The sequence below is a fragment of the Natrarchaeobius versutus genome, assembly GCF_041205745.1.
Classification (GTDB): domain Archaea; phylum Halobacteriota; class Halobacteria; order Halobacteriales; family Natrialbaceae; genus Natrarchaeobius; species Natrarchaeobius versutus.
The window spans coordinates 459,374-484,717 of sequence record NZ_JBGFCC010000001.1 but is presented as its reverse complement, the minus strand read 5'-3'; the positions used below and the strand labels follow the sequence as shown (position 1 = coordinate 484,717).

Here is a 25,344-nt window from a genome sequence, read left to right as displayed (position 1 = left end):
GGTCTAATTCGACGTACGATGATGTTGAGCGACGTGATGGAGGACTATCTCAAGGTGATCTACCAGCTCCAGCGAGGGACCGACGAGCGAATCAAGACCTCCGAGATCGCCGACGAACTGGACGTCACGTCGCCGACGGTTACCAGCATGCTCGAGAAACTCGAGGAGCGTGGCCTGATCGACCGCGAGAAGTACCGCGGCGTGACCCTGTCCGACGAGGGCGAGACCGTCGCCCTCGAGATCGTTCGCCACCACCGCTTGCTCGAGGCGTATCTCACCGAGCATCTCGACTACGACTGGTCGGAAGTCCACGACGAGGCCGACCGACTCGAACATCACATCAGCGAGAACTTCGAGGAACGCGTCGCCGACGCGCTCGACCAGCCCGAGGTCGACCCCCACGGATCGCCGATCCCGAACGCGGACCTCGAGCCGCCCACGCGGCCCACCGGCGAGTCGGTCATCGAGTTCGAGGAGGGCGAGACGGTCGTCGTCGAGGAGGTCGCCGACGACGACGCCGAGGTCCTCTCGTATCTATCCGACCACGGCGTCGCACCCGGCGTCGAACTCGAGATCGTCGAAATAGCCCCGTTCGGCATGGTGACGGCACGCTCGAGCGAGAGCGAAGACGACGTTTCGTTGCCCGAACACGTCGCACACCAGGTCCGGGTCGCCCAGCCGGCGGAACTCGAGCAGTGATCGGATCGGTCGAATCGTCGAACGCTGGTTTAGACTGTCTCTAACGCTGATTTCGATGGAAAAAGCATATGCTTAGACGGGGCTAAACCCGTCACAATGTGGCCGGGTTCTCGCGACGACGGGGGTGAGCCGAAGGGATGAGCGGTCGCTTCGTCGACGATCTCCCGCGGTGGATTCTCGCGATCGGTCCGGTCGTCGTCCTCGTTGGCGTCTTCAGCCTGCTCTATCTGACGTCGCCGTTCGGCGATCTCTCGAGCGTCGACGAGGCGAGCACGCTCGAGATCGTCTGGATGCTGACCGTCATCGGTGCGCTCGCGGGGATCGTTCCGGTCGCTATCGGGATGCTCTGGTTTCCGTTCATTCGAAATCTCGAACCCCGGTATTTGCACGCGTTTCTCGCCCTCGCTGCGGGCGTCCTCACGTTCATCGCCATCGAGATGACCGAAGACGTACTGTTCGACTACGGCCCCGGCGTGGGGAACCCGACCCTTGCCACAACGGCGGCTGTCCTCGGTGTCGGCGGAACGTTCGCCGTCATGTACGCCGCGAGCGAGTGGCGCCAGCGAACGATGGCCTCGAGCGAAAAGACCGGTCTCCAGATCGCCTACCTCGTCGCGCTCGCACTCGGCCTCCACAGCATCGGTGAGGGCCTCGGCATCGGCGTCGCGTACGTGCAGGGAGACGCGACGCTCGTGATGTTGCTCGTGCTAGCGTTCGTCCTCCACAACGTGATGGAGGGGCCGACCGTCGTCGCCGCCGTCGCCCGTGACAGGGCGACCCCGCCGTTGCGCCACTTCGCGGCGATGGGCCTCGTCGCTGGCGGCCCTGTTATTCTCGGCGGGTGGCTCGGAAGCTTCGCCCAGTCGGACCTGCTCGCCGTCCTCTGTTTCGCGATCGCCATCGGCGCCATCCTCCAGGTCCTCATCGAGGTGGCCGACCTCATCCGGTTCGACGCGGAGGCAGTTCTGACCTGGATCAACGTCGTGACGTTCGTCGTCGGCTTCGTCCTCATGTTCTTCCTCGAGGACGTGGCCGTCGACCTGCTGCTCGAGGGGTGGCTGGTCCCGACGTAACTCCTCGCGAGTCGCCATCACACGGCATCTGTCCGTCTTCGACGGTCCCGACCGGGCCGAACCCACCGATCGGATCGAAACGAAATCAGTCGTCGGCCGACGAGCGCCGAAACTGCACGTCATCTGCGGGAGATCCGAAGAGAAACGACTTACTGCATTCGGTCCGAACGATCGGTTACCGAAAACCAACCGAACCCACCCGTCGGGTTTAAGGAAATCAATTACGAACATTTCGCCATGTCATCAATCGAACTGACTCCGAGCCAGAAGAAAATCCTCCGGGCGCTGACGAACCTCCACAAGGAGTCCGAAGACGCCATCAAGGGAGAAGATATCGCCGAACAAGTAGACCGCAATCCGGGGACGATCCGCAATCAGATGCAGAGTCTCAAAGCCCTCCAACTCGTCGAGGGCGTTCCCGGTCCGAAAGGCGGGTACAAGCCCACCGCCGCCGCCTACGAAGCCCTCGAGATCCAGCAGATGGACGATCCCGCCTCCGTCCCGCTGAGCCACGAGGGTGAACCCGTCGAAGACGTCATCGTCGAGGAGATCGATCTCTCGAGCGTCCACCACCCCGAACTCTGTCGCGCCGAGATCCACATGCAGGGAACGATCGACGACATCTCGGAGGACGACGCCGTCACCGTCGGCCCGACGCCGCTGTCGAAACTCGTCGTCGAAGGCCGCGTCGACGGCAAAGACGACACGAACAACATCCTCATTCTCCGTATCGACGACATGGTTGCTCCCGCCGAAGAGCCCAACCACTGATACGGATTGCTGTGCCGATATACCGGCGCAACCGCGACCCGTGCGGCGGTTGCGTCGGAAACGACGTACAGTAAACCGTATGAACCGACTCGAGCATCTCGACATCGGCCGAACGAGGAACTCGTCCCCTAGGATCGTCGACGATTCGAATCGCTCTCCTGTGGAACGGATCTACTGACCTTCGAAAACGATCGTCCGTGGGGCGAGATCGGTCGCAGAAATCGTTTGTGAGTGAGAATCCGTCTCGGTCGACGCTATTCGTCGCCGTCCCCGTCTTCCTCGCCGCCGAGGGAGGTGGCCGGAATCACGTCGACGCTTGCGACTGCGTCGTCGGCTTCGACTTCCATGACGATGACGCCCATAGTGTTTCGACCGACCGTCGACACTTCGTCGACTCGGGTTCGGATAATCTGTCCGCGTTCGCTCATCAACACGGCCTGATCGTCCGCCGAGACCGCTTTGACGGCCGTAACGGGACCGTTTCGCTCCCCGGTTTTGATGTCGATCAGTCCCTTGCCGTACCGAGACTGGGTGCGATACTCGGAGAGGTGCGTTCGTTTTCCGTACCCGTTTCGGGTGACGGTCAACAGCGCACGGTCGTCGTCCTCGTCGGTCGCGACCAGCCCCGCGACGGCGTCGTCGCCCTCGAGTTTGATACCGTTGACCCCGCGGGCGTTGCGCCCCATCGCTCGAACCTCGTCTTCGTCGAAGCGGATGGTCATCCCCTGCTCGGTCCCGATGACGAGGTCCTGGGAACCGTCGGTTACCTCGACGTCGATCAGTTCGTCGCCCGCTTCCAGATCGGCCGCGATGATCCCGGTCGAGAGGATGTTGTCGAACTCCTCGCCGGCAGTCCGTTTGACGTAGCCGTTACGGGTGGCCATCGTCACGTACTCGTCGTCGCCGAAGGCGTCGGTGTCGACGATCGCCGTGATATCCTCACCCGCCTCGAGATCGAGAATGTTGACCGCCGATTTGCCGCGGGCGGTTCGCCCCATCTCGGGGATTTCGTACGTTTTGAGCTGGTAGACTTTGCCCTGATTCGTAAAGCAAAGCAGGTAGTCGTGGGTGTTCGCCCGGAACACCGTGGTGACGCGATCGTCCTCCTTGACGTCCGCGCCGATGATCCCCTTGCCGCCCCGACCCTGTGGGTCGAAGCTGTCGATGGGCATGCGTTTGACGTAGTCGTCTTCGGTCATGACGACGAACACCTCCTCTTCGGGGATGAGATCCTCGTGGGTGACCGTCCCCTGATCCTCGATGATCGAGGTGCGCCGATCGTCGTCGTACTCCGCTTTGACCTCACGGAGTTCCTCTTTGATGACCGCGAGCAGTTCCTGCTCGCTCTCTAAGATCGCCGTCAGCCGTTCGATCTCGGCGGTGACGTCGTCGTACTCGTCTTCGATCTCTGCGGCCTCCATCGACGTCAGACTGCCGAGTTGCATCCTGACGATGTGGTCGGCCTGGTCCGCGGAGAAGTCGAACTCCTCCTGTAACCCCTCTTTTGCCGCCGACCGATCGTCGGAGTTCTGGATGAGATCGACGACGTCGTCGACGTTCTCGAGCGCTCGCAGTCGCCCCTCGAGAATGTGTGCCCGGTCCTCGGCTTCGGCGAGGTCGTACTCGCTGCGCCGGCGGACGACCTCGCGGCGGTGGGCGACGTACTCCTCTAGGGTCTCTTTCAACGAGAGCACCTTGGGCTGTCCGTCGACCAGTGCGAGGTTGATGACGCCGAACGTTCGCTCCAAGTGATTCTCGAGGAGTTTGTTCTTGACGACCTCGACGTTCGCGCCGCGATTACACTCGACGACGATGCGCACGCCCTCGCGGTCGGACTCGTCGCGCAGGTCGGAGATGCCCTCGAGATCGCCGTCATTTACGTCTTCGGCGATTCGCTCGACCAGTCGAGCCTTGTTCGTCTGGAAGGGCAACTCGGTGATGACGATGCGTTCGCGGCCGTTTTTCCACTCTTCGACCTCGAACTCGGCGCGGACCCGAATGCGCCCGCGCCCGGTCTTGTACGCCGAGTAGATGGCGTCGCGACCGACGATGTTCGCGCCCGTGGGGAAGTCGGGGCCCTTGACGTGGTCCATCAGATCCTCGACGGTCGCGTCGGGATCGTCGATGAGTTCGATCGTCGCGTCGATCACTTCGCCCAGATTGTGCGGCGGGATGTTCGTCGACATCCCGACGGCGATTCCCGACGACCCGTTGACCAGCAGGTTCGGAAACGCCGCCGGCAACACGTCCGGCTCTTGCAGGCGGTCGTCGTAGTTCGCCGAGAAGTCGACGGTGTCCTTCTCGATATCCTCGAGGAGTTCCTCGGATATCGGCGACATCCGCGCTTCCGTGTACCGCTGTGCGGCCGCTGGGTCGCCGTCCATCGAGCCGAAGTTCCCCTGGCCGTCGACGAGGGGATAGCGCATCGAGAAGTCCTGGGCCATCCGGACCAGCGTGTCGTAGATCGCGCTGTCGCCGTGGGGGTGGTAATCACCCATCGTCTCGCCGACGATCGAGGACGATTTCCGATGACTGCTGCCGGAACTGACACCCATCTCGTGCATCGCATAGAGGATGCGCCGGTGGACGGGTTTCAGGCCGTCCTCGACCCGCGGGAGCGCACGACCCGCGATGACGGACATCGCGTAGTCGATGTAGCTCTGCTCCATCTCGTCCTCGATGCGGACGTTCTCTACCGCTCGTGCCTCGACGTCAGTCGGATCGGGTACGTCTGAACTCATATAGTTACGTCACCACGTTAGATGTCGATCCATTCCGCCTCGGGTGCGTTGTCCTTGATGAACTGCTTTCGGGGCTCGACGGCGTCGCCCATGAGGACGGAGAACATCTTGTCCGCCGCCGCGGCGTCTTCGACCGTGATCTGTTTGAGAATCCGGTTGTCGGGGTTCATCGTCGTCTCCCACAGCTGCTTGGGATTCATCTCGCCGAGGCCCTTGAACCGCTGGACCTGCGAGGGGTTGCCGTTGCACTTCTCCGCGACGATCTCGTCGCGTTCGGCGTCGGTCATCGCGTCGTAGGTCTCGCCGCGATACCGGATGCGGTACAGCGGCGGCTGGGTCGCGTAGACGTAGCCGCCCTCCAACAGCGGGCGCATGTGCCGGTAGAAGAACGTCAGCATGAGCGTCCGGATGTGCGCGCCGTCGACGTCGGCGTCCGTCGCCATGATGATCTTCTTATAGCGGACGTCCTCGACGTCGAACTCGTCGCCGATCCCCGCGCCGATCGCGGTGATCATGTTCCGGATCTGCTCGTTCTCTAAGATCCGGTCGAGACGGTGTTTCTCGACGTTCAAGATCTTCCCCTTGATCGGGAGGACGGCCTGGAACTCGGGATTTCGGGCCTGTTTGGCGCTCCCGCCCGCGGAGTCACCCTCCGCGATGAAGATCTCGGCTTCGTCGGGATCTTTCGTCTGGCAATCGGCGAGTTTGCCGGGCAACGAGGTGGAATCGAGCGCCGACTTCCGGCGCGTGAGTTCTTCTGCCTTCTGAGCCGCTTTCCGCGCTTTCGCGGCCTCGACTGCCTTCAACACGATCGCTTGGGCAGTGCCGGGGTGTTCCTCGAAGTAGGTGCCGAGTCCCTCGTGCATCGCACTCTCGACGATGCCCCGAACCTCACTGTTGCCGAGTTTCGTCTTCGTCTGGCCCTCGAACTGCGGGTCGGGGTGTTTGACGGAGATCACTGCGGTCAACCCCTCGCGGATGTCCTCGCCTTTGAGATTTTCGTCTAAGTCGTCGAGCAGATTGTTCTCGTTGGCGTAATCGTTGACCGTCCGAGTCAGCGCGGTCTTGAATCCGGTGAGGTGGGTGCCGCCCTCGCGGGTGTTGATGTTGTTCGCGAAGGCGTGGATCGAGCCCTGCAGTTCCTCGGTGGCCTGCATCGCGACCTCGACCTGGATGTTCTGATCCTCGTCTTCGAAGTAGATGACCTCCTCGTGCATCGCCGAGCGCGTCTCGTTGAGGTACTCGACGAACTCGCGGATGCCGCCGTCGTACTCGTACGTTTCCGCCGCGGTCTCGTCTTCGCCCGCGCGCTCGTCGCAAAGCGTGATCCGCACGCCCGAGTTGAGAAAGGCCAGTTCGCGAAGTCGGTTCGACAGCGTCGAAAACGAGAACTCGTCGGTCTCGAAGATGTCGGTATCGGGCCAGAACGTGATCTCCGTCCCGGTCTCCTCGTCCGGCTCCATATCGCGAACCCGCTCCATGTCGCCGACGGGTTCGCCCGCCTCGAACGCGTGGCGATAGACGCCGCCGTCGCGTTTGACTTCGGTCTCGAGGCGACCGGAGAGGGCGTTGACCACGCTCACGCCGACGCCGTGGAGGCCGCCGGAGACCTGGTAGGATTTGTTGTCGAACTTGCCGCCGGCGTGGAGAACGGTGAGGATCACCTCGAGTGCGGGGCGGTCGTACTCCTCGTGGGTATCGACGGGGATGCCGCGGCCGTCGTCAGCGACGCTCACCGCACCGTCGTCGTGGATGGTGACGGTGATCTCGTCGCAGTGGCCCGCGAGCGCCTCGTCGATCGAGTTGTCGACCACCTCGTAGACGAGGTGGTGCAGTCCTCGAGAGTCGGTAGAGCCGATGTACATCGCTGGCCGTTTCCGAACGGCCTCCAGGCCCTCTAGGACCTGGATCTGTCCGGCGCCGTACTCGCTTTCCTGGGACATGAGAAACCTGCTTTCGGGTAGTGGATGGGCACTAATAAAGCTTCACGTACGCGCGCGAGCGCGGGCCGAAAATAAAAAATCCGGGGCAGAAACGGCCAGGTCCGCTCGGGGCCGATTCGGATTTTCGTTGCAGTTGTGGTGTCGCGCTGACGCCGATCGGAGGCGTCGTCGGACCACCGGACGACAAGCAGTTACTCGTCGGCGCCTTCGAGCTCCTCGACGATCTCGTCGGCGTCGACGTCGGCGTCCTCGAGGGCCTCCTCGATGTCGCCACCGCCCATGCCGCCCATGCCGCCCATCATTCCACCGAGGCCGCCCATCCCCATGCCGTCGATGACCTCCTGGACGATGACGCGGTCGACGTCGACCTTCTCGATGATGTCCTGGGCGATCTGCTGTTTGCCCATCATCCACTGCTGGTTCATCGTCATCTGGGGCGTCGCCTCGAGGTAGAGCGTCTCCTTCTCGACGACCTCCGTCTCGAACTCGGGCTCGGCGGGTTCGTCGTCCTCGTCTTCGTCTTCATCGGGTTCGACGGGAACCTCCTCCTCGACTTCGTCCGTCTCGATCCAGAGTTCCGGCTCTACGCCGAGGTACATCTCGAACAGACCCGCCGCCTGCTGTTCGCGGTCGTCGACCTCGTCGACGATCGCGTACTCGTACTCGACGTCCTCGCCGGCCAGCGGGTGATTGAAGTCGACGCGTGCGCGGCCGCCGATGATCGTGCTGATGTAGCCCTGGCGGCCGTCGACCTGGACGTTCGCGCCCGGGTAACGGTCGTCCTCGTCGATCTTCTCGGCGCTTACGGTTTCGACGTTGTCGGGATCGTACTCGCCGAAGGCTTCCTCGGCGGAGATCGTGACGGTGCCCGAATCGCCGGCTTCGCTCCCGGTGAGGGCGTCCTCGACGCCGTCGAAGATATGTCCCTCGCCGATGACGATCGTTCGCGGCTTGAACTCCTGGCCCTGGTCGTCGACGCCTTCTTCCTCGGCGACCTCCGGGTCGGTGGTGTCGACCAGTTGCTCGCCCTCGACGGTGTAGGCGGTGTACTCGATCTCGACGAAATCTCCCTGCTGGAGCCCCGATTCCTCGTCGGTATCCGGACTCTCAGTTTCGGCTTCCTCTTCAGCGACGTCATCGGCCTGCTCGTCTAGCTCGGCCTCCTGATCCTCGGTCATACGTTGTACGTCCCGCCGTCTACATTTAAGGACCGCGTTTTTCGCTGGGAACGACCGATACTTACCGCCCCTTCCCCTCGAGTCGAGCATGGACGAGGTGGCGTAGATCGTGTACGAGGTGGAAGTGAAGGTTCCCGCCGGGCGAGACCGCATCCGATCGAGGCTCGAAACGCTCGAGACAACACCGCTGGGGACGGTCGTCCAGGTCGATACGTACTACGACGCACCCCACCGAACCTTCGCGGAGACGGACGAGGCACTTCGGATTCGATCCGAGCGCCGTCCCGAGGTCGGGGCGGAGACCAGACTCACGTACAAGGGACCGCTCGTCGACGACGAGTCGAAGACGCGCGAGGAGATCGAAACGACGATCGCCGACGACGATCGAATCGACGCCATTCTGCGGAATCTCGGGTTCGAACCCGCCGCGACCGTCCGCAAGGAACGCGAACGATTCACGCTCGAGGACGGCGAGTACACCGTCACCGTCGACGACGTCGACGGGGTGGGTGAGTACGTCGAAGTCGAGACGGAAGTCGAGGCGAAAGCGGCACTCGAGTCGGCCAGAAACGGCGTATACGAGATTCTCGAACGGCTAGAACTCGACCCCGACGATCAGATCCGTACCTCCTATCTCGGCCTCTTACTCGAGGCCGAAGGCGACAGTAGCCGCTGAACGTCCGTCCACCCGATGGACGAGATCCGTAAGGGGGATCGAAGACGGTGCGATCAGTGTGTAAATCGGCCAGGTAACTCCACTCATGCGGATTACTGTCCCGATGTCCCGGCGGTGAGTCGAACCGTGTGAGACGAGTCTCGGTGGAGGAGTGCAGCGAGTCCACCGTCGTAACAGCCGCCCGGGTCGCGGGTGCGCCGGAACTGACTGACAGTAAACCGTCTCACTCCCCGAGTTGATCTTGAAGCTGGTTTTTCGCCTCGGTTCGTCGCTTCCGGGAAAACTGTGGCGTATCGTCCGAAAAGTCGACCTCGAGTTCGTCGACCGTTCGCCGATAAATGTTCGTTCGACGACCTTCCTCGGAGAGTTGGCGTCCCTCACAGGTCAGCAGGCCCGCGTCGACGAGTTCCTCGATGCGCCGATAACAGGTCGCGATCGGGATCTCGATATCTTCACTCAACGCCTGGGCCGACTTGGGCGTCTCTGCGGCACAGAGAATCTCGGCACTGTACTTGTTGCCGAGTGCTAAAAGGACGCCGGTCGAGTCCGAGTCGGTTCGTTTCGAACGAGACATCGTTGCAGTATTTCAAATTATCAGAATTGAATCTTGTGGTTAATGTGATTGTAACGACAGTTGACTGGACGAGTGGACGAGATACCTTTGAGGGACCGGTCCGAACGGGTCGATATGAACGCCGCGGTCGTTACGGTCGGAGACGAACTGCTCGCCGGACGGACGACGGATACGAACGCCACGTGGCTCTGCGAGCAACTCGCCGAGCGCGGAGTGGGGGTCGAACGGACCACCACGGTCCCCGACCGCGTCGGGGATATCGCTCGCGTCGTCAACGAATACCGAGCGGAATACGACGCCGTGCTCGTAACGGGCGGGCTCGGACCGACACACGACGACGTGACGATGGACGGGGTTGCCGCCGCACTCGGGCGCGAGCTGGCCGAACACGGCGACGCCAGAGACTGGCTCGAGCAACAGGGGTACTCGCGTTCGGACCTGACGGAGGGGACGACGGAGTTGCCGGCCGGCGCGCGGGCGCTCCACAACGATGTCGGTGTCGCACCCGGCGCGGCCCTCGAGGGAGTGTACGTGCTTCCCGGGGTACCCGACGAGATGCGAGCGATGTTCGAGACGATCCGGTCGGAGTTCGTCGGCACGCCGACTCACCGTGCGGTCGTCGTCGCGGACGAACCCGAGAGCGCCTTGCTGGATCGGATCGACCGCCTGCGCGAGCGCTTCGACGTCTCCGTCGGAAGCTATCCGGGGGAGTCGGTCCGAATCGAACTCGAGCACACTGAGGAAGCGACCGTAAACGAGGCGGCCTCGTGGCTTCGCGAGCGCGTCGAGACGCTCGATATCGCCGATCGAGACTGAGTTCTGTCCGCCACGGCATCGCCGTCTACCGGTACGGGAAAACCGCACGCCGACTCGAGGTGGGCGAGGTGGGTGCCGACCCGGGGTAGATGGGGTGAGTACGACCCGGCGTGGACGGGCTAACGGTACAGATAGGCGAGCCAGACGATAGTGACGAGCAACGCCAGGATCAAGGTTCCCCAGCCGACGATATCCAGGGGCAATACCGGCTCCGCGTTGAGAATTCCGTTGGTGAGTTCGACCATAATCGTCGATCGACGGCGATCCCCCTTAACCTTTCAGAAACGACGCCGCGGTGGAGAACCCCACGTCTTTAGGACTGACCCGCCTCTTCTCGGGTATGGAATCGATCGGCGTCGTGGTCAATCCGATCGCGGGGATGGGCGGACGGGTCGGTCTGAAAGGAACCGACGACACGCTCGAGGAGGCCAAGCGCCGCGGCGCCGAGGCGCGCGCACCGGATCGAGCCCGCGAGGCGCTGGAATCGCTCTCGCGTCGCCTGCCGGGTCTCACCGTCTACGCCGCCGCCGGCGTGATGGGTGCGGCCGCCGCACTGGAGGCGGGTTACGAGCCCGAGGTGGTGTACGACCCCGCGAGCGCCGGGGCCGGCGCCGACGGCGAGGACGATTCGGCGGACGGGAACCGACGCGAAGATCACGGACGAACGGACGCCACGGATCCGACACAGGCGGAGACGACCGCGGCGGACACCCGTCGGACCGTTCGTGCGTTCCTCGAGTGTGGGGTCGATCTGATCCTCTTCGTCGGCGGCGATGGAACGGCTGTCGACGTCGCCTCGACCCTCGAGCAGGTTGGTGAGGACGTGCCGATTCTCGGCGTCCCCGCCGGCGTCAAGATCTACTCGTCGGTGTTCGCGGTGACGCCCCGTGCGGTCGGCCGGACGGTCGCCGAGTTCGATCGCGTCGAACCCAGGGAGGTAAACGACATCGACGAGGCGGCCTATCGGGAGGGCGAGGTCAGGACCCGCCTCGAGGCGATCGCCACCGTCCCGATCGCGCCGACCGTTCAGTCGAGTAAACAGCTCTCGAGCGGCAGTGTCGACGCGCTGGCGTCGGGGTTCGCGCGCGAAGTCGACCCCGATCGAACGTACGTCTTCGGCCCGGGTGGGACGGTCGGCGCGATCGAGTCGGCGCTCGGAATCGACCCGTCACCCCTGGGCGTCGACGTCTGGCGTGACGGCGAACTCCTCGTTCGCGACGCTTCCGAGAGCGACGTTCTCGGGGCACTCGAGGAACCGGTGACGATCGTCGTCTCGCCGATCGGCGGGCAGGGATTCGTCTTCGGTCGCGGGAATCACCAGATTTCGCCGGCGGTGATCGACCGCGCCGACGAGATCGAAATCGTCGCCACGGAGGAGAAACTAGACGGCCTCGAGACGTTGCGGACCGACACGGACGACGAATCGATCGACGACGACCTTCGTGGCTGGACGCGGGTTCGGACGGGTCGGTTTACGACCCGATTGATCGAACTCGTTTGAGTGAGTCCGTTGGAATCCGGTGGTCGAACTCCGCGAACTGGCCGGGGAAACCGAGCGGGCGAGCCGTCTGTCACCTGCTGTCGACGCGTTCACGGATTCGCGCCCAGCCGTGGCCAGTGAGAATTCGGCCGATCGGGCCGCATCGCCCAGTTTTTGTATAAGGGGTGCGGTAAAACTCGGTTTCAGAACAACGATATAACTATCTCTCGGTTCGGTAATGCCCATATAGTCAATATTAAGGCGTCGTCGTCCATAGGGTGGGTATGGAAACGCGGAAAGTACAGCGACTCGGCCCATCTACGCTTGCGATGACTCTGCCTGCAGAGTGGGCGTCGGAACACGACGTCGAGAAGGGTGACGAGGTGTCGCTTCGGACCAGTGGAAAAGGAACGCTCACGGTGATGCCGGAATCGGCGAGTTCCGAGGAGACGGAGGCGATTATTCACGCTGACGACCTCGATGCCAGCGCCGTCGAACGTGCGATCGTCGCCCAGTACGTCCTCGGTCGACGCGTTATTCGAATCGAACGCGAGGACGGCGCCCTCGAGTCCGAACACATCAACGCGGTCTATCAGGCCGAAACTCAGCTGATGGGTCTCGGCGTCATTGAGGAGACCCCCGAGAGCATCTCGATCCGGTGTTCGGTCGATCCGGAGGACTTCACGCTCGACAACCTCTTAGAGCGTCTCGAGCGAACCGGCCAGACCATGCGAGGAGAGGGGATCAAGGCGCTGGCTCACGGCAATCCGGATCTCGCCCAGCGCGCGCTCAACCGGGAGCGACAGGCGAACAAAATTTTCGTCTTGCTGTTGCGACTGATCTTCACCGCCTACCAGAATCCGAACCTCGCTCGAGCGGTCGGACTCGACACCGGGTTCCCGTTGATCGGCTACCGCTCCATCGCGAAGAACCTCGAGTTGACGGCCGACAACGGCGAGGACATCGCCGACATCGTCATCGAAACCAGCGGCCACACGCTCGACGTCGACAGCTCGGTGATGCGCGAGATTCGCGAACTCAACGAACTCGTCGACGAGATCACGTCGGTAGCGGTCGAAGCCGCCGTCGAACGGGACTACGACAAGTCCAACCAGGTTAGGGTGCTGTTCCACGAGATCGCCGACCGAGAACAGGAGATCCTCTCTGGACTGCCGGAGATGCCCAACGAGGAACTGCTCCGAGTTCGAGAGGTACTCGTCAGCCTCCAGCAGACCGCCCAGTACGCGATGCGAAACGCGGAAATCGCCGCGAACCTCGCTCTGAACGAAGAGTCCGATCACACCACGATCAACTAATACGGTCTGCAGTACCGGCACACCCACGAACCGTCTCGTGGGCGCGATGGAACCGACTGTTGGCAGTCCGTATCCGACTGTTGGCAGTCCGTCTATCTCTCGAGCGCGGAGACGCCGAGTTCGACGGGACTGTTTCAGTTACTCCACCATATCGGTCTCCTCGCCGGCCGCGTGCTGGACCCAGATCGTCTTCGTGTTGAGGAACTCCCGGATGCCGTCCCCGGCGAGTTCTCGGCCGTAGCCGGAGTCTTTGATGCCGCCGAAGGGTAATCGGGGATCGGACTTGACGAGTTCGTTGACGAACGCGAGTCCCGACTCGAACCGCCGAGCGACGCGTTCTCCGCGCTCGAGATCCTCGGTCCAGACGCTCGCCCCGAGGCCGAACCGGGTGTCGTTTGCCTTCTCGATCGCGGCCTCCTCGTCGGGAACGCGAAACACCGTCGCCACGGGGCCGAACAGTTCTTCTCGGTCGGCGGGAGCGTCCTCAGGAACGTCGGTAAGCACCGTCGGCGGATAGAACGCGCCGTCCCGTTCTATCGGCTCGCCGCCGAGGCGACACTCGCCGCCCACCTCGAGCGTCTCCTCGACCTGTTCGTGGAGTTCGTCCATCAGATCGGGGCGCGCCTGCGGGCCGACGTCCGTCCCCTCGTCGGTCGGGTCGCCGACGACCTGTTCGTCCATCGCCTCGACGAACCGGTCGACGAACTCGTCGTAGACGTCCTCGACGACCACGAACCGCTTCGCGGCGATACAGGACTGACCGGAGTTGAGAAGCCGCGCCTGAACGGCGGTCTCGACGGTTTCGTCCATCGGCGCGTCCTCGAGGACGACGAACGGGTCACTCCCGCCGAGTTCGAGGACGCTCTTCGTGAGTTCGCTCCCCGCCGTCTCGCCGACCGCCCGTCCGGCCCCGTCGCTTCCGGTGAGCGTGACGCCGGCGATCCGTTCGTCGGCGATCAGGTCGTCGATCTCGTCGGAACCGACGAGCAACGAAGTGAACGCGCCCTCGGGAAAACCGGCCTCCCGAAAGACGTCTTCGATTGCGCGCGCACAGCCTGGGACGTTCGATGCGTGTTTCAACAGGCCGACGTTGCCCGCCACGAGGTTGGGTGCGGCGAAGCGAAACACCTGCCAGAACGGGAAGTTCCACGGCATAATCGCCAGAATCGGCCCAAGCGGTTCGTGGACGACCACGGTCCGTGCCTCCGGTTCACCGGAGACGACCTCGTCCTGGAGGTGGGAGGCCGCGTGTTCGGCGTAGTACTCACAGACCCAGGCGCACTTTTCGACCTCCCCGCGGGACTGATCGATCGGTTTTCCCATCTCCTCGGTCATGAGGGTCGCGTACTCCTCGGCGTTTGCACGGAGCACGTCGGCCGCCTCGCGCAACAATACCTGTCGGCGTTGAATCGGCGTCTCGCGCCACTCCGCGTACGTTTCGGTCGCTCGTTCGAGTCGATTCTCTCGCTGGGATGGCGACGTTTCGTCGTAGCTGTCGATCACCTCGCCGTTCGCTGGGTTGACACTCTCGATACTCACGGGAACGTCGACCACGCCGAGTGGCTTAGAAGGCGGGGCACGCGGTTTCGGTGGGGGACGACGATCGGAGAGAGCCGACGATCCGGACACCCATACTTTCACGTCCGTACTGCCCAGAGTGGGGATATGGTCCGCAGGAGTCTGCTGTTTACGCCCGGCGATCGGCCGGAGATGCTTCGAAAGGCACCCCGATCGGGAGCCGACGTCCTCATCTTCGACCTCGAGGACGCGGTGTCGCTCGACCGGAAGGCTGAGGCCCGCGAGTCGGTTCGATCCGTCCTCGCCGATTCCGAGTTCGACCCGTCTGCGGAGGTTTGTATACGCGTGAACGCGTCGCCGACGGAGTACGAAGCCGACCTCGAGGCGATTCTCGGCGGTGACGCGGCCGACAACCGATTTGACGGCGTTTTCCTCCCGAAAACCGGTTCGCGGGCGGACGTTCGCGAACTCGTAGATCGCCTCGACGGATACGGCGTCTCGGCCCCCGTTTTCGCGTTGATCGAGAGCGCGCAGGGGGTGCTCGCGGCGCCCGAAATCGCGGCAGTCGACGCGACCGACGCGCTGGTCTTTGGCGCCGAGGACCTCGCCGCCGACGTCGGCGCGAATCGGACGCGGGAGGGAACCGAAGTCCTCTACGCACGCGAGCGCGTCGTCGTGGCCGCGGCCGCACACGGCTGTGACGCGATCGACACGCCGGTCACGGAGTTCGAGGACGAAAGCCGTATCGTCGAGGAGACGGCGTTTGCGATCCAGCTGGGCTACGACGGCAAACTGGCGATCCACCCCGCACAGGTCGACCCAATCAACGAGGCGTTTACACCGGACGACGAGGAGGTCGAGTGGGCGAACGCCGTCTTCGAGGCGAAACGGGAGGCCGACGCGGACGGTCGGGGCGTCTTCGAGGTCGAGGGTGAGATGATCGACGCACCGTTGATCGAACGCGCGCGTCGAATCCGGGAGCGAGCCGAGGTGTCACACACGTCGAGTAACCGGTGACAGAAGCAAACGTGGGCGGTACGACAGGTGGAATTTCTCGATCCGCATCCGGGTTTGTGGGGTTCAGGGGGACGTTGGTACAGTATATAATTACCTGAATATACATTATATTGACTATGGGCGACTGTGACCGACATTCGGCATACTTATTTTAGTTTCGCCGGAATCAGCGCACAATGGCCGAAGACGCCAACCCGTTCGAAAGTCTGCAGTCACAGATCGACGAGGCTGCGGCTTATCTCGACATCGACGACGACGTCATCGACCGCCTCAAACATCCGGAACGAGTACTCGAGACGAACCTTACCGTCGAACTCGACGACGGTTCGCTCGAACGATTCAAAGCGTTCCGATCGCAGTTCAACGGAGACCGCGGTCCGTACAAGGGTGGTATTCGATACCACCCACAGGTGTCACGCGACGAGGTCAGGGCGTTGTCCGGCTGGATGACCTACAAAACAGCGATCGTCGACATCCCGCTTGGCGGCGGAAAAGGTGGGATCATCGTCGATCCGGCCGACTACTCCGAGAGCGAACTCGAGCGACTGACCCGCGCGTTCGCGGTCGAACTCACGCCGTTGATCGGCGAGGACAGAGACGTCCCCGCACCCGACGTCAACACGGGCCAGCGGGAGATGAACTGGATCAAAGACACCTACGAGACGCTCGAGAACACCACAGAGCCCGGTGTTATCACGGGGAAAAACCTCGCCAGTGGCGGCAGTGAGGGCCGCGTCGAGGCGACCGGTCGCTCGACCGTCCTCGCGGCACGCGAGGCGTTCGAGTACCTCGATAAGGATCTCGAGGGCGCGACCGTTGCCGTCCAAGGCTACGGTAACGCCGGCTGGATCGCGGCCAGACTGATCGAGGAGATGGGCGCGACGGTCGTCGCCGTGAGCGACTCGAGCGGCGGGGTCTACAACCCCGACGGGCTCGATGCGGTCGCTGCGAAAGACCACAAAAACGAGACCGGAAGCGTCGTGGGCTATCCGGACGCCACCGAGGAGATCACGAACGAGGACGTCCTGACGCTCGACGTCGACCTCCTGATCCCGGCGGCCCTCGAAAACGCCATCGACGGCGACCTCGCGAAAGAGGTTCGAGCGGACGTCATCTCGGAAGCCGCGAACGGGCCGCTTACGCCCGATGCGGACGCCGTCCTCGAGGACGAGGACGTCTTCGTGATCCCCGATATCCTCGCGAACGCCGGCGGCGTCACCGTCAGTTACTTCGAGTGGGTACAGAACCGACAGCGGTTCTACTGGACGGAGGAGAAGGTCAACGCCGAACTCGAAGACGTCATCGTCGACGCGTTCGACGCACTCGTCGAAACCATCGAGAAACACGACCTCGACAATCCGCGAACTGCGGCGTACGTCGTCGCTATCCAGCGCGTCGCCGACTCTTTCGAGGAAGCCGGGAGTTTCCCCTGACCGGCGTTCACCGTTCGGGGACGGGTCGTCTCGACACCTTTTTGCGTCCCGCATCAGAGAGACCGGCAGGGGATGTTGCGGAAACGAGTTGCCGGGTATCGTGATCGAGTTCGGCGTGAACTCACCGAGGCGTTTCGGGCAGAGCATACGCCACACCAGGTCGCCTCGAGTTTCGCGATCGGGATCTTCGTCACGGCACTTCCGACGGGTGGGCTCGGTATCGGGCTGTTTTTCCTCTTCGTCTCGATCTGGTCGTGGATCAGCAAACCCGCCATCTTCGCGTCGGTCGCGGTGCTCAACCCCTTCGTCAAACCGGCGGTGTACGTCGCGAGCCTGCAGACGGGCGCGACCGTCCTCGGCACGGATCCGATTCCTCTCGAGGAGACGGCGACCGAGTCGGCGTGGGCCGTCGCTCGCCAGCTCGTGATCGGGAACCTGTTGATCGCGTTCGCCCTTGCGATTCTCGGCTACGTGATCGTCCTCCATCTCACTCGGACTCACAGACGTCGAAAACGCGGTCGCTCTAACCGATCTCTCGCGACGATCCTGGCCGGATTCCGGCGGTAGTTTCTCCAGAAACGGGGCCATCGACGACGCGCCCATGACACCGTCGCTCGAAGAGCGTTACAGAACCCCGGCGCTAGAGGCCAAAACGAGAAGCCCCGCGACTGCGACGACGGCTCCTACGGCCTTCGTCACCGAGACGCGGTCGTCGTCCTCTATGGGGCCATCCCCGTACGGCGTCATTCCCTGCCGGTGCTGGGCCTCGACGATGGCCGGCGCGTACCGAATCCCCGCTAGCCCGAGGCCGATCAGGACTGCACCGACGGCGAGTCCGAACACGGTTAGAGGCCGAGTTCGCGGCCGATCACGAGATGTTGGATCTCGCTCGTTCCCTCGCCGATCTCCATGAGCTTGGCGTCGCGATAGAATCGCTGTGGCGCGAAATCGGTCGTGTAGCCGTAGCCGCCGAGTACCTGAACGGCGTCTTCGGCCACCTCACGAGCGGCCTCGCTGGCATCGAGTTTCGCGAGTGCAGATTCTCTGGTCACTGGGTCGCCGGCGTCGGCCGTCCGGGCCGCCCGATAGGTGAGAAGCCGCGCGCGTTCGGTCTTTCGGTGCATGTCGACGATCTTGTCCCTGATCGCGTCGAACTCGGAGATCGGCTGTCCGAACTGCTCGCGCTCTTGACTGTAGGCTTTCGCGTGTTCGTAGGCACCCTGGGCCAGCCCCGTCGAGAGCGCGGCGATCGAGATTCTCCCCCCGTCGAGGGTTTTTTTCGTTTGATCCCAGCCGTCGCCGACCTCGCCGAGCAGTCGATCCGGCGGCAGGCGAACGTCGTCGAATCGAATCTCACAGGTTGGCGAGGCGTTCAGTCCCAGCTTGTCCCAAACCGTCGTCACTTCGAAGCCCTGGTCCTCGTCGGGATCGACGATGAACGTCGAGATGCCGTCGTACCCCGCCTCGGGATCGGTGACGGCTTTGACGAGAATCGAGCCGGCGACGTTCGCGTTCGTGATGAACTGCTTGGTCCCGTTTAACACCCACTCGTCGCCGTCTTCGGACGCCACAACATTCGAAGATTCGTCCGAAGTACTCCCTTCGGAGTCACGTTCGGCCGTCGTGTTCATACTCGAAGCGTCGGAGCCGCTTTCCGGTTCGGTCAGCGCCCAGCCGCCGAGGTGTTCACCCTTGGCGAGCGGGCGGAGCCACCGGCGTTTCTGTTCGTCCGTGCCGAAGTACTCGAGGGGTTTCGAGGCGAGCGAGACGTGAGCGACGTACGAGAGGCCGACCGAGCCGGAGACGCGACCGATCTCTTCTGCGACCAGTGCGTACATGAGCGTATCGCCGCCGAGGCCGCCGTACTCCTCGGTGATTGGGACGCCCATTATATCGAGACCGGCGAGTTGATCGAAGATCTCCGCCGGGAACCGGTGGTCGTCCTCGATCTCCTGGGCGATCGGTTCGATCTCGGTCTCGCAGAAGTCCCTGACAGTCTCCCGGATCATCCGGTGTTCGTCAGGTATCTCGAACTCCATACGCAATACTTGCCGGGGCGTGGAATAAACGCACCGACGAAGAGAACGGGCCTCGAGTCGATTCGAGGGGACGGACGTCGTTACCAACCGCGGTCGTCCCGATCGTCGTCCTCGCTGTCGTCGGGTTCGTCCCAGTCGCTCGAGTCGTCGTCCCACGGAGTGGAGTCGTCCCAGTCGCTCGAGTCGTCGCGCGTGTCAGTATCCCCGACCCGGTCGTCCCGACCGTCGGTATCCGCGTCCCAGCCGGTATCGTCCGTCTCGTCACGGGGCTCACGGCCGGTCGGATAGTCGGATTCTTCTCGGCCACCGTCACCGCGGATCTCGTCGCGCTGGTCGGGGATGAGATCGAGTTCGTCGTTCGTGTCGCCGAGCAACAACAGTGCGTAGTACTGGAAGTACGTCCGGACCGGCATCTGGACCAAGGCGACGACGAGCAAGAGCAAGAGTCCGGCGACGATGCCGGCGAGAATCGCGAGCCAGACGCCGACGTCACCGAGCGTCAACAACGCGACGATGAGGACGACGAACGGGATCGCGACGATGAGGACGAGAAAGATCGTCAAGAAGCCGACCGCGATGCCGATCACGATCTGAAGAATCCAGACGAGGAGCAAGTAGACGACGTACTCGGCCGGGTTGGCGGTGAGCGTCCCCCAGAAGCGCTTCCAGCTACTGAGGACGCCCCGGGACTCTAAGAGCATGATCGGGGCGACGAACTCGGAGGTAAACCGCATCACGAGGAGGAAAACGAAATAGAAGAGGGCGCCGACCAAGAATAACTGCAGGATGGTTCCCATATCGAACGCCGCCGCGAGGTCCCATCCCGCGTTGTAGAGGAGCAAGACAGCGGGAACGAGAACGACCGCCCATACGCCCAGCGTGAGTAACACCCTGAAACCGAAGAGGCGAAGCGCGCGAACGAGGTTGTCGAGTCCGTAGCGGATGATCGAGACGTCTTTCGAGCGAAGCGACTCGATGAAGACGAACTCCGCGATGGCGCCGAGGGCCTCGAAGAACAGCCAGATCACGAGTACGAGCGCGGCGATGATCGCGAACCCGATCAGGATCTCCTCCGTGATCGTGTCCTCGACCATCGAAATCATCTCGTCGTCGGTGAACGGGGTCGGGTCGCCAATCTGGAACCCACCGCCTATGCCACCGAGGAAGAAGACGACAACGGCGAGTTTGAGCCACAGCCAGGCTCGGATCGGCAACAGGAGGTTCCGCGTCGCATCGATCGCGTCGCTTAGGTTGTCGACAGCGTCCATACCGTCCGATATGGTCGCACGGATGAAAATAATTCTGATCTGACGCTCGTTACGAAACGCCAACGGATGGGTTGCCTTCGACGACGCAATTCGGCGACCAGTCTCGCTCGAGCGGGGATCGGCCGGCCGGACCCTCCATCGGAACCCCTTCGACTGACAGGTCGAGGTGGCGATACTTCGAGACGCATTTAACCCCAAAGCCCGTCCCCCGACGTATGGATATCCGCCAGCTCGCTCGAGGGACCGTCGAGTGGGACCGCATCGAGCGGGTGGTCCGGTCGCTGGCGGACCGACACGACCGCGAGATCGTCCGCGTCGAGTTTCTCGAGGCCGACAACTGGCTGTCGACGCCGTGTGTCATCGACGACGAGTGGTTCGTCAAGATCGTTTCCCGACAGAACGCGCTCGTCCACACCCTCCTGACGGCTGGTCGAAACGTCGGCGCGGTCTCGGCCGGCACGGGTGGTTTTTTCGACCGCTTCGATACGCCCCGCGAGATGGTCGAACACGAGTACGAGGCGACCCAGCGCATGCGCGAGATTGGGGTCAACGCTCCCCGCCCTATCGAGGCCTTCGAGGTCAATGGCCTCGGCGTGCTCGTCCTCGAGTACCTCCCCGAGTTCGAATCTCTGGATACCGTCTCCGACGAGGTCGTCGATCGGCAGGCGCCCGAGCTGTTCGAGATGCTCGCGGCGCTTCACGACCACGGCCTCGCACACGGCGACCTGCGAGCCGAGAACATTCTGCTCTGTGAGCGCGAACTGTACTTTATCGATGCCACCAGCGTCCACGAGGACCGAGTCTCCGAGACGACTGCCTACGACCTCGCCTGTGCGCTCGCCGTCCTCGAGCCCCGGATCGGTCCCCGCCGGGCCGTCGGGGCGGCGTCGTCTGCCTACGGTCCCGACGAGTTGCTCTCGGCCCGCCGGTTCCTCGATTTCGTCCGCCTCCGCCCGGATCACGAGTTCGACTCGACGCGTCTGCGGAGCGAACTCGAAAAGGCCGCCGATCTGGGTCAGCGGTGAGAGAAGGGGTCGATCCATGTCTAGTTTCGTACGGTGGTAGCCACATCTGCCGTACGCGACGTGTGAACGACCAGCAGAGCTTTTCACGCCGTTCGCCGTAGACTCGAGTATGGGCCAGCAAGCCACGGAGCGGGTGTACGGTCACTACGTCGACGGCGAGTGGATAGCGGGCAACGGCGGCGACACTTTCGAGAGCCAGAACCCGGCGACCGGCGAGTCGCTGGCGACGTTCCAGCAGGGGACGCCCGAGGACGTCGACGCCGCCCTCGAGGCCGCCCACGAGGCGTTCGACGAGTGGCGTTCGCTCTCCTATATCGACCGAGCGGAGTACCTCTGGGACATCTACCACGAACTGCGCGAACGCCACGAGGAACTGGGCGAGGTCGTCACGAAGGAGTGTGGCAAGGAGATCAGCGAAGGAAAGGCGGACGTCACCGAAGCCTGGCACATGGTCGAGTGGGCCGCCGGCAACGCCCGCCACCCCCACGGCGACGTCGTCCCCTCGGAGGTCGCGGGCAAGGACGCCTACATGCGCCGGAAACCGCGCGGCGTGATCGGCTGTATCACGCCCTGGAACTTCCCCGTCGCGATTCCGTTCTGGCACATGGCGATCGCGCTCGTCGAGGGGAACGTGGTCGTCTGGAAGCCCGCCGAGCAAACCCCCTGGTGTGGGCAGATCATCGCCGAGATGATGGACGACGCCGGCGTTCCCGAGGGCGTCTTCAACATGGTACAGGGCTTTGGTGACGCCGGTGTGGCTATCGTCGAGGACGAGCGAGTCGACACCGTTCTCTTTACCGGCTCGGCCGAGGTCGGTCACGAGATCGGTGGGAAGGTCGGCGGCGAACCCGGGAAGCTCGCGGCCTGCGAGATGGGCGGCAAGAACGGGATCGTCGTTACCGAGAAAGCCGACTTAGAGATCGCCGTCCACTCGGCGATCATGTCCTCGTTCAAGACGACCGGCCAGCGCTGTGTCTCCTCCGAACGCTTGATCGTCCACGAGGACGTCTACGACGAGTTCAAGGCCGAATTCGTCGAACTCGCCGAGAACGTCGCGGTCGGCGAACCGCTCGAGGCGGACACGTTCATGGGACCGGCGATCGAGGCCGACCACGTCGAGAAGATCCGCAAGCACAACGAGTTGGCGAGACAGGAGGGTGCGGAGGTGCTCGTCGACCGGTTCGAACTCGCGGACGACGAGCTTCCGGAGGGTGGGGCGGCCACCGGCGACGATAGTGAGCAAAGCGCCAGCTACGCGAACGGCCACTGGGTCGGCCCGTTCGTCTACGAGATCGAGTACGACCCGGATCTCAGGTGTCTCAAAGAGGAGTGTTTCGGCCCCCACGTCGCGCTCGTCGAGTACTCCGGCGACATCGAGCGCGCCGTCGAGATCCACAACGACACCCCTTACGGGCTCGCCGGGGCGATCATCTCCGAGGATTACCGCCAGATCAACTACTTCAGGGATCGAGCAGATATCGGCCTCGCGTACGCGAACTTGCCGTGTATCGGCGCGGAAGTCCAACTACCCTTCGGCGGCGTCAAGAAGTCCGGAAACGGCTATCCGAGCGCTCGAGAGGCGATCGAGGCCGTCACCGAACGAACCGCCTGGACGATGAACAACTCGAAAGAGATCGAGATGGCACAGGGGCTCTCGGCCGACATCGTCACTCGAGACGACTGAGACGGGTTCCTGTCAGTCAGTTCCTACGCAACCGCGAGTCGTTCTGTGATCCACCGGTAAAGCACTCCGTTCGACGGCTCTGAAGCTCAGATCAGAATCTTGCGAGCCAAGAGCGAAAGGGATGAACGAGGCGAGGAGACGGGAGTGGGATGGCTCGTTCCCGGGAAACGAGCCGCGACGGGCCGGAGCGACGCGTAATGCCGGCATCGACGTGAAAAGCGCCTTCTACCGGCACTCGACCTGACGAGGGCCCCAAACAAAAAGTCAGCGGTCGGTTGCCGTCGATGACGAACGACCCACGGCACGAGGTCGAGGCAAAAACCCGGTCGAGTCGTGGCTACGCTTCCCCGATCACAGCGGTCACGACAGCCGCCGATCCCGTAGCGCTGGGAACTCCGAGCGGACGCTCTCGACCGTCTCGAGGTCGATCTCCGCGGTGACGAGGGTTGGCTCGTCGCCACTCGAGGCGCGGGCGACTCCCCACGGGTCGTACACCGTCGACCGGCCCAACAGCGTGGCATCGTCGAACGTCCCGGAGCCGTTGATCGTGGCGACGTAACACTGGTTCTCGATCGCCCGCGCTCGCGAGAGCGTCTCCCAGTGTTCGACTCGCGGATAGGGCCACGCGCTCGGGACGAGAACGAGTTCGGCTCCGTCGTCGACCAGTCGGCGATAGAGCGCCGGAAACCGGAGATCGTAGCAGGTCGAGACGCCGACCGTCACGCCGCCGATCGTCGCGGTCTCGATGCGCTCGCCGGGAACGAGTAGATCTGACTCCGCGGACTCGTAGCCGAACAGGTGGTGTTTGCGGTAGACGAGTTGTCGATCGCCGGCCGCGTCGAACAGGACGGCCGTGTTCGCGAACCCCTCGTCGGCCGGCGTCTCGGCGCTTTCGGTCGCGGCGAGGTCCTCGACGATGGTTCCGCCGAGGACGGCGACGTCGTGTTCGGCCGCCGCCGCGGAGAGGCGGCTCATCGTCTCCCCCTCGAGGGGCTCGGCGTATCGGTCGTAGAGGTCGAACGCGAAGTAGCCGACGGTGAATATCTCGGGGAGAGCAACCAGATCGACTCCGCGGTCGGCGGCGCCCTCGATCGCCTGACACGCCCGGTCGACGTTCCGGCCGACCTCGCCGGCCTCGATTCGGATCTGGGCGAGCCCGACCGAAAGCGTCCCGGCTGAACCGGATCGGCCGGTCATTGTTCATCACCTCGCGTCGTCCGAAGCTCTCGCTCGAGTTCGCGTTGTAGATTCTCGAGTTCACCGTCGAGATTTCGCTTGAAAAAGCGTTCGACGCCGGGCAGTTTGCCGTCGACGACGAATCGGTTCTCGAGGCGGCTCCCGGTGTCGGTCGCGACGATTTCGTGTTCGCCGGTGACGTCCATCACCTTCGATCGACCGACGAACTTCACGAACTCCGGCGGTCTGCGCGTGACGTCTCTGGTCTCGACGGAGACCGTCCGGCGGACGAGCGGGATCGGTAACTCGACGTGCCAGGTGACCTCTCGCCCGTCGGCGTCAGTTGTCGTGTATCGGTCGACGACGCTGATCGACCGGGCGCGATTTTCCGGATCGGCGATAAACTCCCAGACGCGCTCGGGTGGGGCCGCGAGTTCGAACGAACGGTCGACCCGTACAGTCATGCCCCTATCTGGGGGATTGGGGAGTAAAAAGAACGTGGACCGAATCGGGGGTCCCGAAGTGGGGCGTCACTAGCTAATCGTTACTTTCCACGTCGTCGAACGGGCACGACCCCACTTTTCGATGTCGACCTCGTCCGATTTTTCGGCGAGATGGGGGAGCCGTACGCCTACCTGTTTCGACGAGAGTCCGATCGCTTGTGCGATGTTCTTCGCTCGGAAGTACCGCTCACCGCGGGCGGCGTTCTCGCGGAGGTACGAGAGAATTCGCTGCTCTTCGTCGGAGTAGTCGGTCATCGTCCGTAGGGGATAGTAGGGGACAATCGGTCTTAACTGTTTTTCAGATTTTGCGCCGATTTCGCCGGCCGGGCCGCCGGTCAACGACCGGTTTCCAACGATTGAGTCTCGGTCGTACTGGGTGGAAATCGTCGCCGGCGCGCCCGCAATCGGCTCGCG

The 25,344-nt window shown here is 63.2% G+C and carries 24 protein-coding genes; 12 read left to right on the top strand and 12 right to left on the bottom strand.

The annotated features are described in order from the left end of the window. Window positions 1-18: 18 nt before the first annotated feature. From AB7C87_RS02430 to AB7C87_RS02420, 3 genes are all read left to right on the top strand, one after another. Window positions 19-699 (top strand): metal-dependent transcriptional regulator, encoded by a 681-nt coding sequence (locus tag AB7C87_RS02430; RefSeq protein ID WP_369727810.1) that lies wholly within the window; start codon window positions 19-21, stop codon window positions 697-699. A 137-nt stretch (window positions 700-836) separates the two neighbouring features. After that, on the top strand, window positions 837-1,772 hold the full coding sequence (locus tag AB7C87_RS02425; protein WP_369727809.1) for a ZIP family metal transporter: 936 nt from the start codon (window positions 837-839) through the stop codon (window positions 1,770-1,772). A gap of 237 nt (window positions 1,773-2,009) precedes the next feature. Next, window positions 2,010-2,543: an Rrf2 family transcriptional regulator gene (locus AB7C87_RS02420; protein ID WP_369727808.1), complete on the top strand. Its 534-nt coding sequence runs from the start codon at window positions 2,010-2,012 to the stop codon at window positions 2,541-2,543. 254 nt (window positions 2,544-2,797) lie between these two features. Here the strand turns inward: AB7C87_RS02420 and gyrA are convergent, their stop codons facing one another. The 3 genes from gyrA to AB7C87_RS02405 all read right to left on the bottom strand — a co-directional run bounded on the left by gyrA (window position 2,798) and on the right by AB7C87_RS02405 (window position 8,405). Continuing rightward, the gene (gyrA, locus tag AB7C87_RS02415; protein ID WP_369727807.1) at window positions 2,798-5,284 is read right to left on the bottom strand and encodes a DNA gyrase subunit A; all 2,487 of its coding nucleotides are present in this window, start codon (window positions 5,282-5,284) and stop codon (window positions 2,798-2,800) included. Window positions 5,285-5,301: 17 nt separating this feature from the next. Next, entirely contained in the window at window positions 5,302-7,227 is a 1,926-nt protein-coding gene (gene gyrB, locus AB7C87_RS02410) for a DNA topoisomerase (ATP-hydrolyzing) subunit B (RefSeq protein WP_369727806.1), read from the bottom strand. Between the two features lie 191 nt (window positions 7,228-7,418). Beyond that, window positions 7,419-8,405, bottom strand: coding sequence for an FKBP-type peptidyl-prolyl cis-trans isomerase (locus AB7C87_RS02405; protein WP_369727805.1), 987 nt, complete (start codon window positions 8,403-8,405; stop codon window positions 7,419-7,421). A 109-nt stretch (window positions 8,406-8,514) separates the two neighbouring features. Between AB7C87_RS02405 and cyaB the strand changes: the two genes are divergently transcribed. Next, complete coding sequence (gene cyaB, locus AB7C87_RS02400; RefSeq protein WP_369727804.1) at window positions 8,515-9,081, top strand: class IV adenylate cyclase; 567 nt, start codon at window positions 8,515-8,517, stop codon at window positions 9,079-9,081. 223 nt (window positions 9,082-9,304) lie between these two features. Here the strand turns inward: cyaB and AB7C87_RS02395 are convergent, their stop codons facing one another. Further along, window positions 9,305-9,655 carry a helix-turn-helix domain-containing protein gene (locus AB7C87_RS02395; RefSeq protein ID WP_369727803.1) on the bottom strand — a complete coding sequence of 117 codons (351 nt, stop codon included), beginning with the start codon at window positions 9,653-9,655 and terminating at the stop codon, window positions 9,305-9,307. A 114-nt stretch (window positions 9,656-9,769) separates the two neighbouring features. Between AB7C87_RS02395 and AB7C87_RS02390 the strand changes: the two genes are divergently transcribed. Continuing rightward, window positions 9,770-10,471, top strand: coding sequence for a competence/damage-inducible protein A (locus tag AB7C87_RS02390; RefSeq protein WP_369727802.1), 702 nt, complete (start codon window positions 9,770-9,772; stop codon window positions 10,469-10,471). A gap of 119 nt (window positions 10,472-10,590) precedes the next feature. On the opposite strand, the gene AB7C87_RS02385 is transcribed toward AB7C87_RS02390, so the two are convergent. Continuing rightward, window positions 10,591-10,716 (bottom strand): hypothetical protein, encoded by a 126-nt coding sequence (locus tag AB7C87_RS02385; RefSeq protein WP_369727801.1) that lies wholly within the window; start codon window positions 10,714-10,716, stop codon window positions 10,591-10,593. A 95-nt stretch (window positions 10,717-10,811) separates the two neighbouring features. Between AB7C87_RS02385 and AB7C87_RS02380 the strand changes: the two genes are divergently transcribed. Beyond that, window positions 10,812-11,972 (top strand): ATP-NAD kinase family protein, encoded by a 1,161-nt coding sequence (locus AB7C87_RS02380; protein WP_369727800.1) that lies wholly within the window; start codon window positions 10,812-10,814, stop codon window positions 11,970-11,972. A gap of 263 nt (window positions 11,973-12,235) precedes the next feature. Then, window positions 12,236-13,267 carry a PhoU domain-containing protein gene (locus AB7C87_RS02375; protein ID WP_369727799.1) on the top strand — a complete coding sequence of 344 codons (1,032 nt, stop codon included), beginning with the start codon at window positions 12,236-12,238 and terminating at the stop codon, window positions 13,265-13,267. Window positions 13,268-13,405: 138 nt separating this feature from the next. On the opposite strand, the gene AB7C87_RS02370 is transcribed toward AB7C87_RS02375, so the two are convergent. After that, complete coding sequence (locus tag AB7C87_RS02370) at window positions 13,406-14,806, bottom strand: NAD-dependent succinate-semialdehyde dehydrogenase (protein WP_369727798.1); 1,401 nt, start codon at window positions 14,804-14,806, stop codon at window positions 13,406-13,408. 126 nt (window positions 14,807-14,932) lie between these two features. Between AB7C87_RS02370 and AB7C87_RS02365 the strand changes: the two genes are divergently transcribed. From AB7C87_RS02365 to AB7C87_RS02355, 3 genes are all read left to right on the top strand, one after another. Continuing rightward, the gene (locus AB7C87_RS02365) at window positions 14,933-15,802 is read left to right on the top strand and encodes an HpcH/HpaI aldolase/citrate lyase family protein (protein ID WP_369727797.1); all 870 of its coding nucleotides are present in this window, start codon (window positions 14,933-14,935) and stop codon (window positions 15,800-15,802) included. A gap of 176 nt (window positions 15,803-15,978) precedes the next feature. Then, a complete protein-coding gene (locus tag AB7C87_RS02360; RefSeq protein WP_369727796.1) occupies window positions 15,979-17,235 on the top strand; it encodes a Glu/Leu/Phe/Val family dehydrogenase in 1,257 nt (418 codons plus the stop codon). Between the two features lie 72 nt (window positions 17,236-17,307). After that, window positions 17,308-17,802, top strand: a complete 495-nt coding sequence (locus AB7C87_RS02355; protein ID WP_369727795.1) for a DUF2062 domain-containing protein — start codon at window positions 17,308-17,310, stop codon at window positions 17,800-17,802. 57 nt (window positions 17,803-17,859) lie between these two features. Here AB7C87_RS02355 and AB7C87_RS02350 read toward each other — a convergent pair whose 3' ends face one another. The 3 genes from AB7C87_RS02350 to AB7C87_RS02340 all read right to left on the bottom strand — a co-directional run bounded on the left by AB7C87_RS02350 (window position 17,860) and on the right by AB7C87_RS02340 (window position 20,542). Then, the gene (locus AB7C87_RS02350) at window positions 17,860-18,078 is read right to left on the bottom strand and encodes a hypothetical protein (protein WP_369727794.1); all 219 of its coding nucleotides are present in this window, start codon (window positions 18,076-18,078) and stop codon (window positions 17,860-17,862) included. Between the two features lie 2 nt (window positions 18,079-18,080). Beyond that, window positions 18,081-19,274, bottom strand: coding sequence for an acyl-CoA dehydrogenase family protein (locus AB7C87_RS02345; protein ID WP_369727793.1), 1,194 nt, complete (start codon window positions 19,272-19,274; stop codon window positions 18,081-18,083). Between the two features lie 80 nt (window positions 19,275-19,354). Continuing rightward, entirely contained in the window at window positions 19,355-20,542 is a 1,188-nt protein-coding gene (locus tag AB7C87_RS02340; RefSeq protein ID WP_369727792.1) for a DUF7544 domain-containing protein, read from the bottom strand. Window positions 20,543-20,757: 215 nt separating this feature from the next. Here AB7C87_RS02340 and AB7C87_RS02335 point away from each other — a divergent pair, with 215 nt between their 5' ends. Then, complete coding sequence (locus AB7C87_RS02335) at window positions 20,758-21,567, top strand: RIO1 family regulatory kinase/ATPase domain-containing protein (protein ID WP_369727791.1); 810 nt, start codon at window positions 20,758-20,760, stop codon at window positions 21,565-21,567. Window positions 21,568-21,676: 109 nt separating this feature from the next. Beyond that, window positions 21,677-23,251, top strand: coding sequence for an aldehyde dehydrogenase family protein (locus tag AB7C87_RS02330; protein ID WP_369727790.1), 1,575 nt, complete (start codon window positions 21,677-21,679; stop codon window positions 23,249-23,251). A 360-nt stretch (window positions 23,252-23,611) separates the two neighbouring features. Here AB7C87_RS02330 and AB7C87_RS02325 read toward each other — a convergent pair whose 3' ends face one another. The 3 genes from AB7C87_RS02325 to AB7C87_RS02315 form a co-directional block, all read right to left on the bottom strand. Further along, window positions 23,612-24,448: a carbon-nitrogen family hydrolase gene (locus AB7C87_RS02325; protein ID WP_369727789.1), complete on the bottom strand. Its 837-nt coding sequence runs from the start codon at window positions 24,446-24,448 to the stop codon at window positions 23,612-23,614. Beyond that, entirely contained in the window at window positions 24,445-24,891 is a 447-nt protein-coding gene (locus AB7C87_RS02320) for an SRPBCC family protein (RefSeq protein WP_369727788.1), read from the bottom strand. The genes AB7C87_RS02325 and AB7C87_RS02320 overlap by 4 nt, the downstream gene beginning before the upstream one ends. 69 nt (window positions 24,892-24,960) lie before the next feature. Beyond that, window positions 24,961-25,185 carry a DUF7123 family protein gene (locus AB7C87_RS02315; RefSeq protein WP_124197675.1) on the bottom strand — a complete coding sequence of 75 codons (225 nt, stop codon included), beginning with the start codon at window positions 25,183-25,185 and terminating at the stop codon, window positions 24,961-24,963. Window positions 25,186-25,344 lie beyond the last annotated feature (159 nt).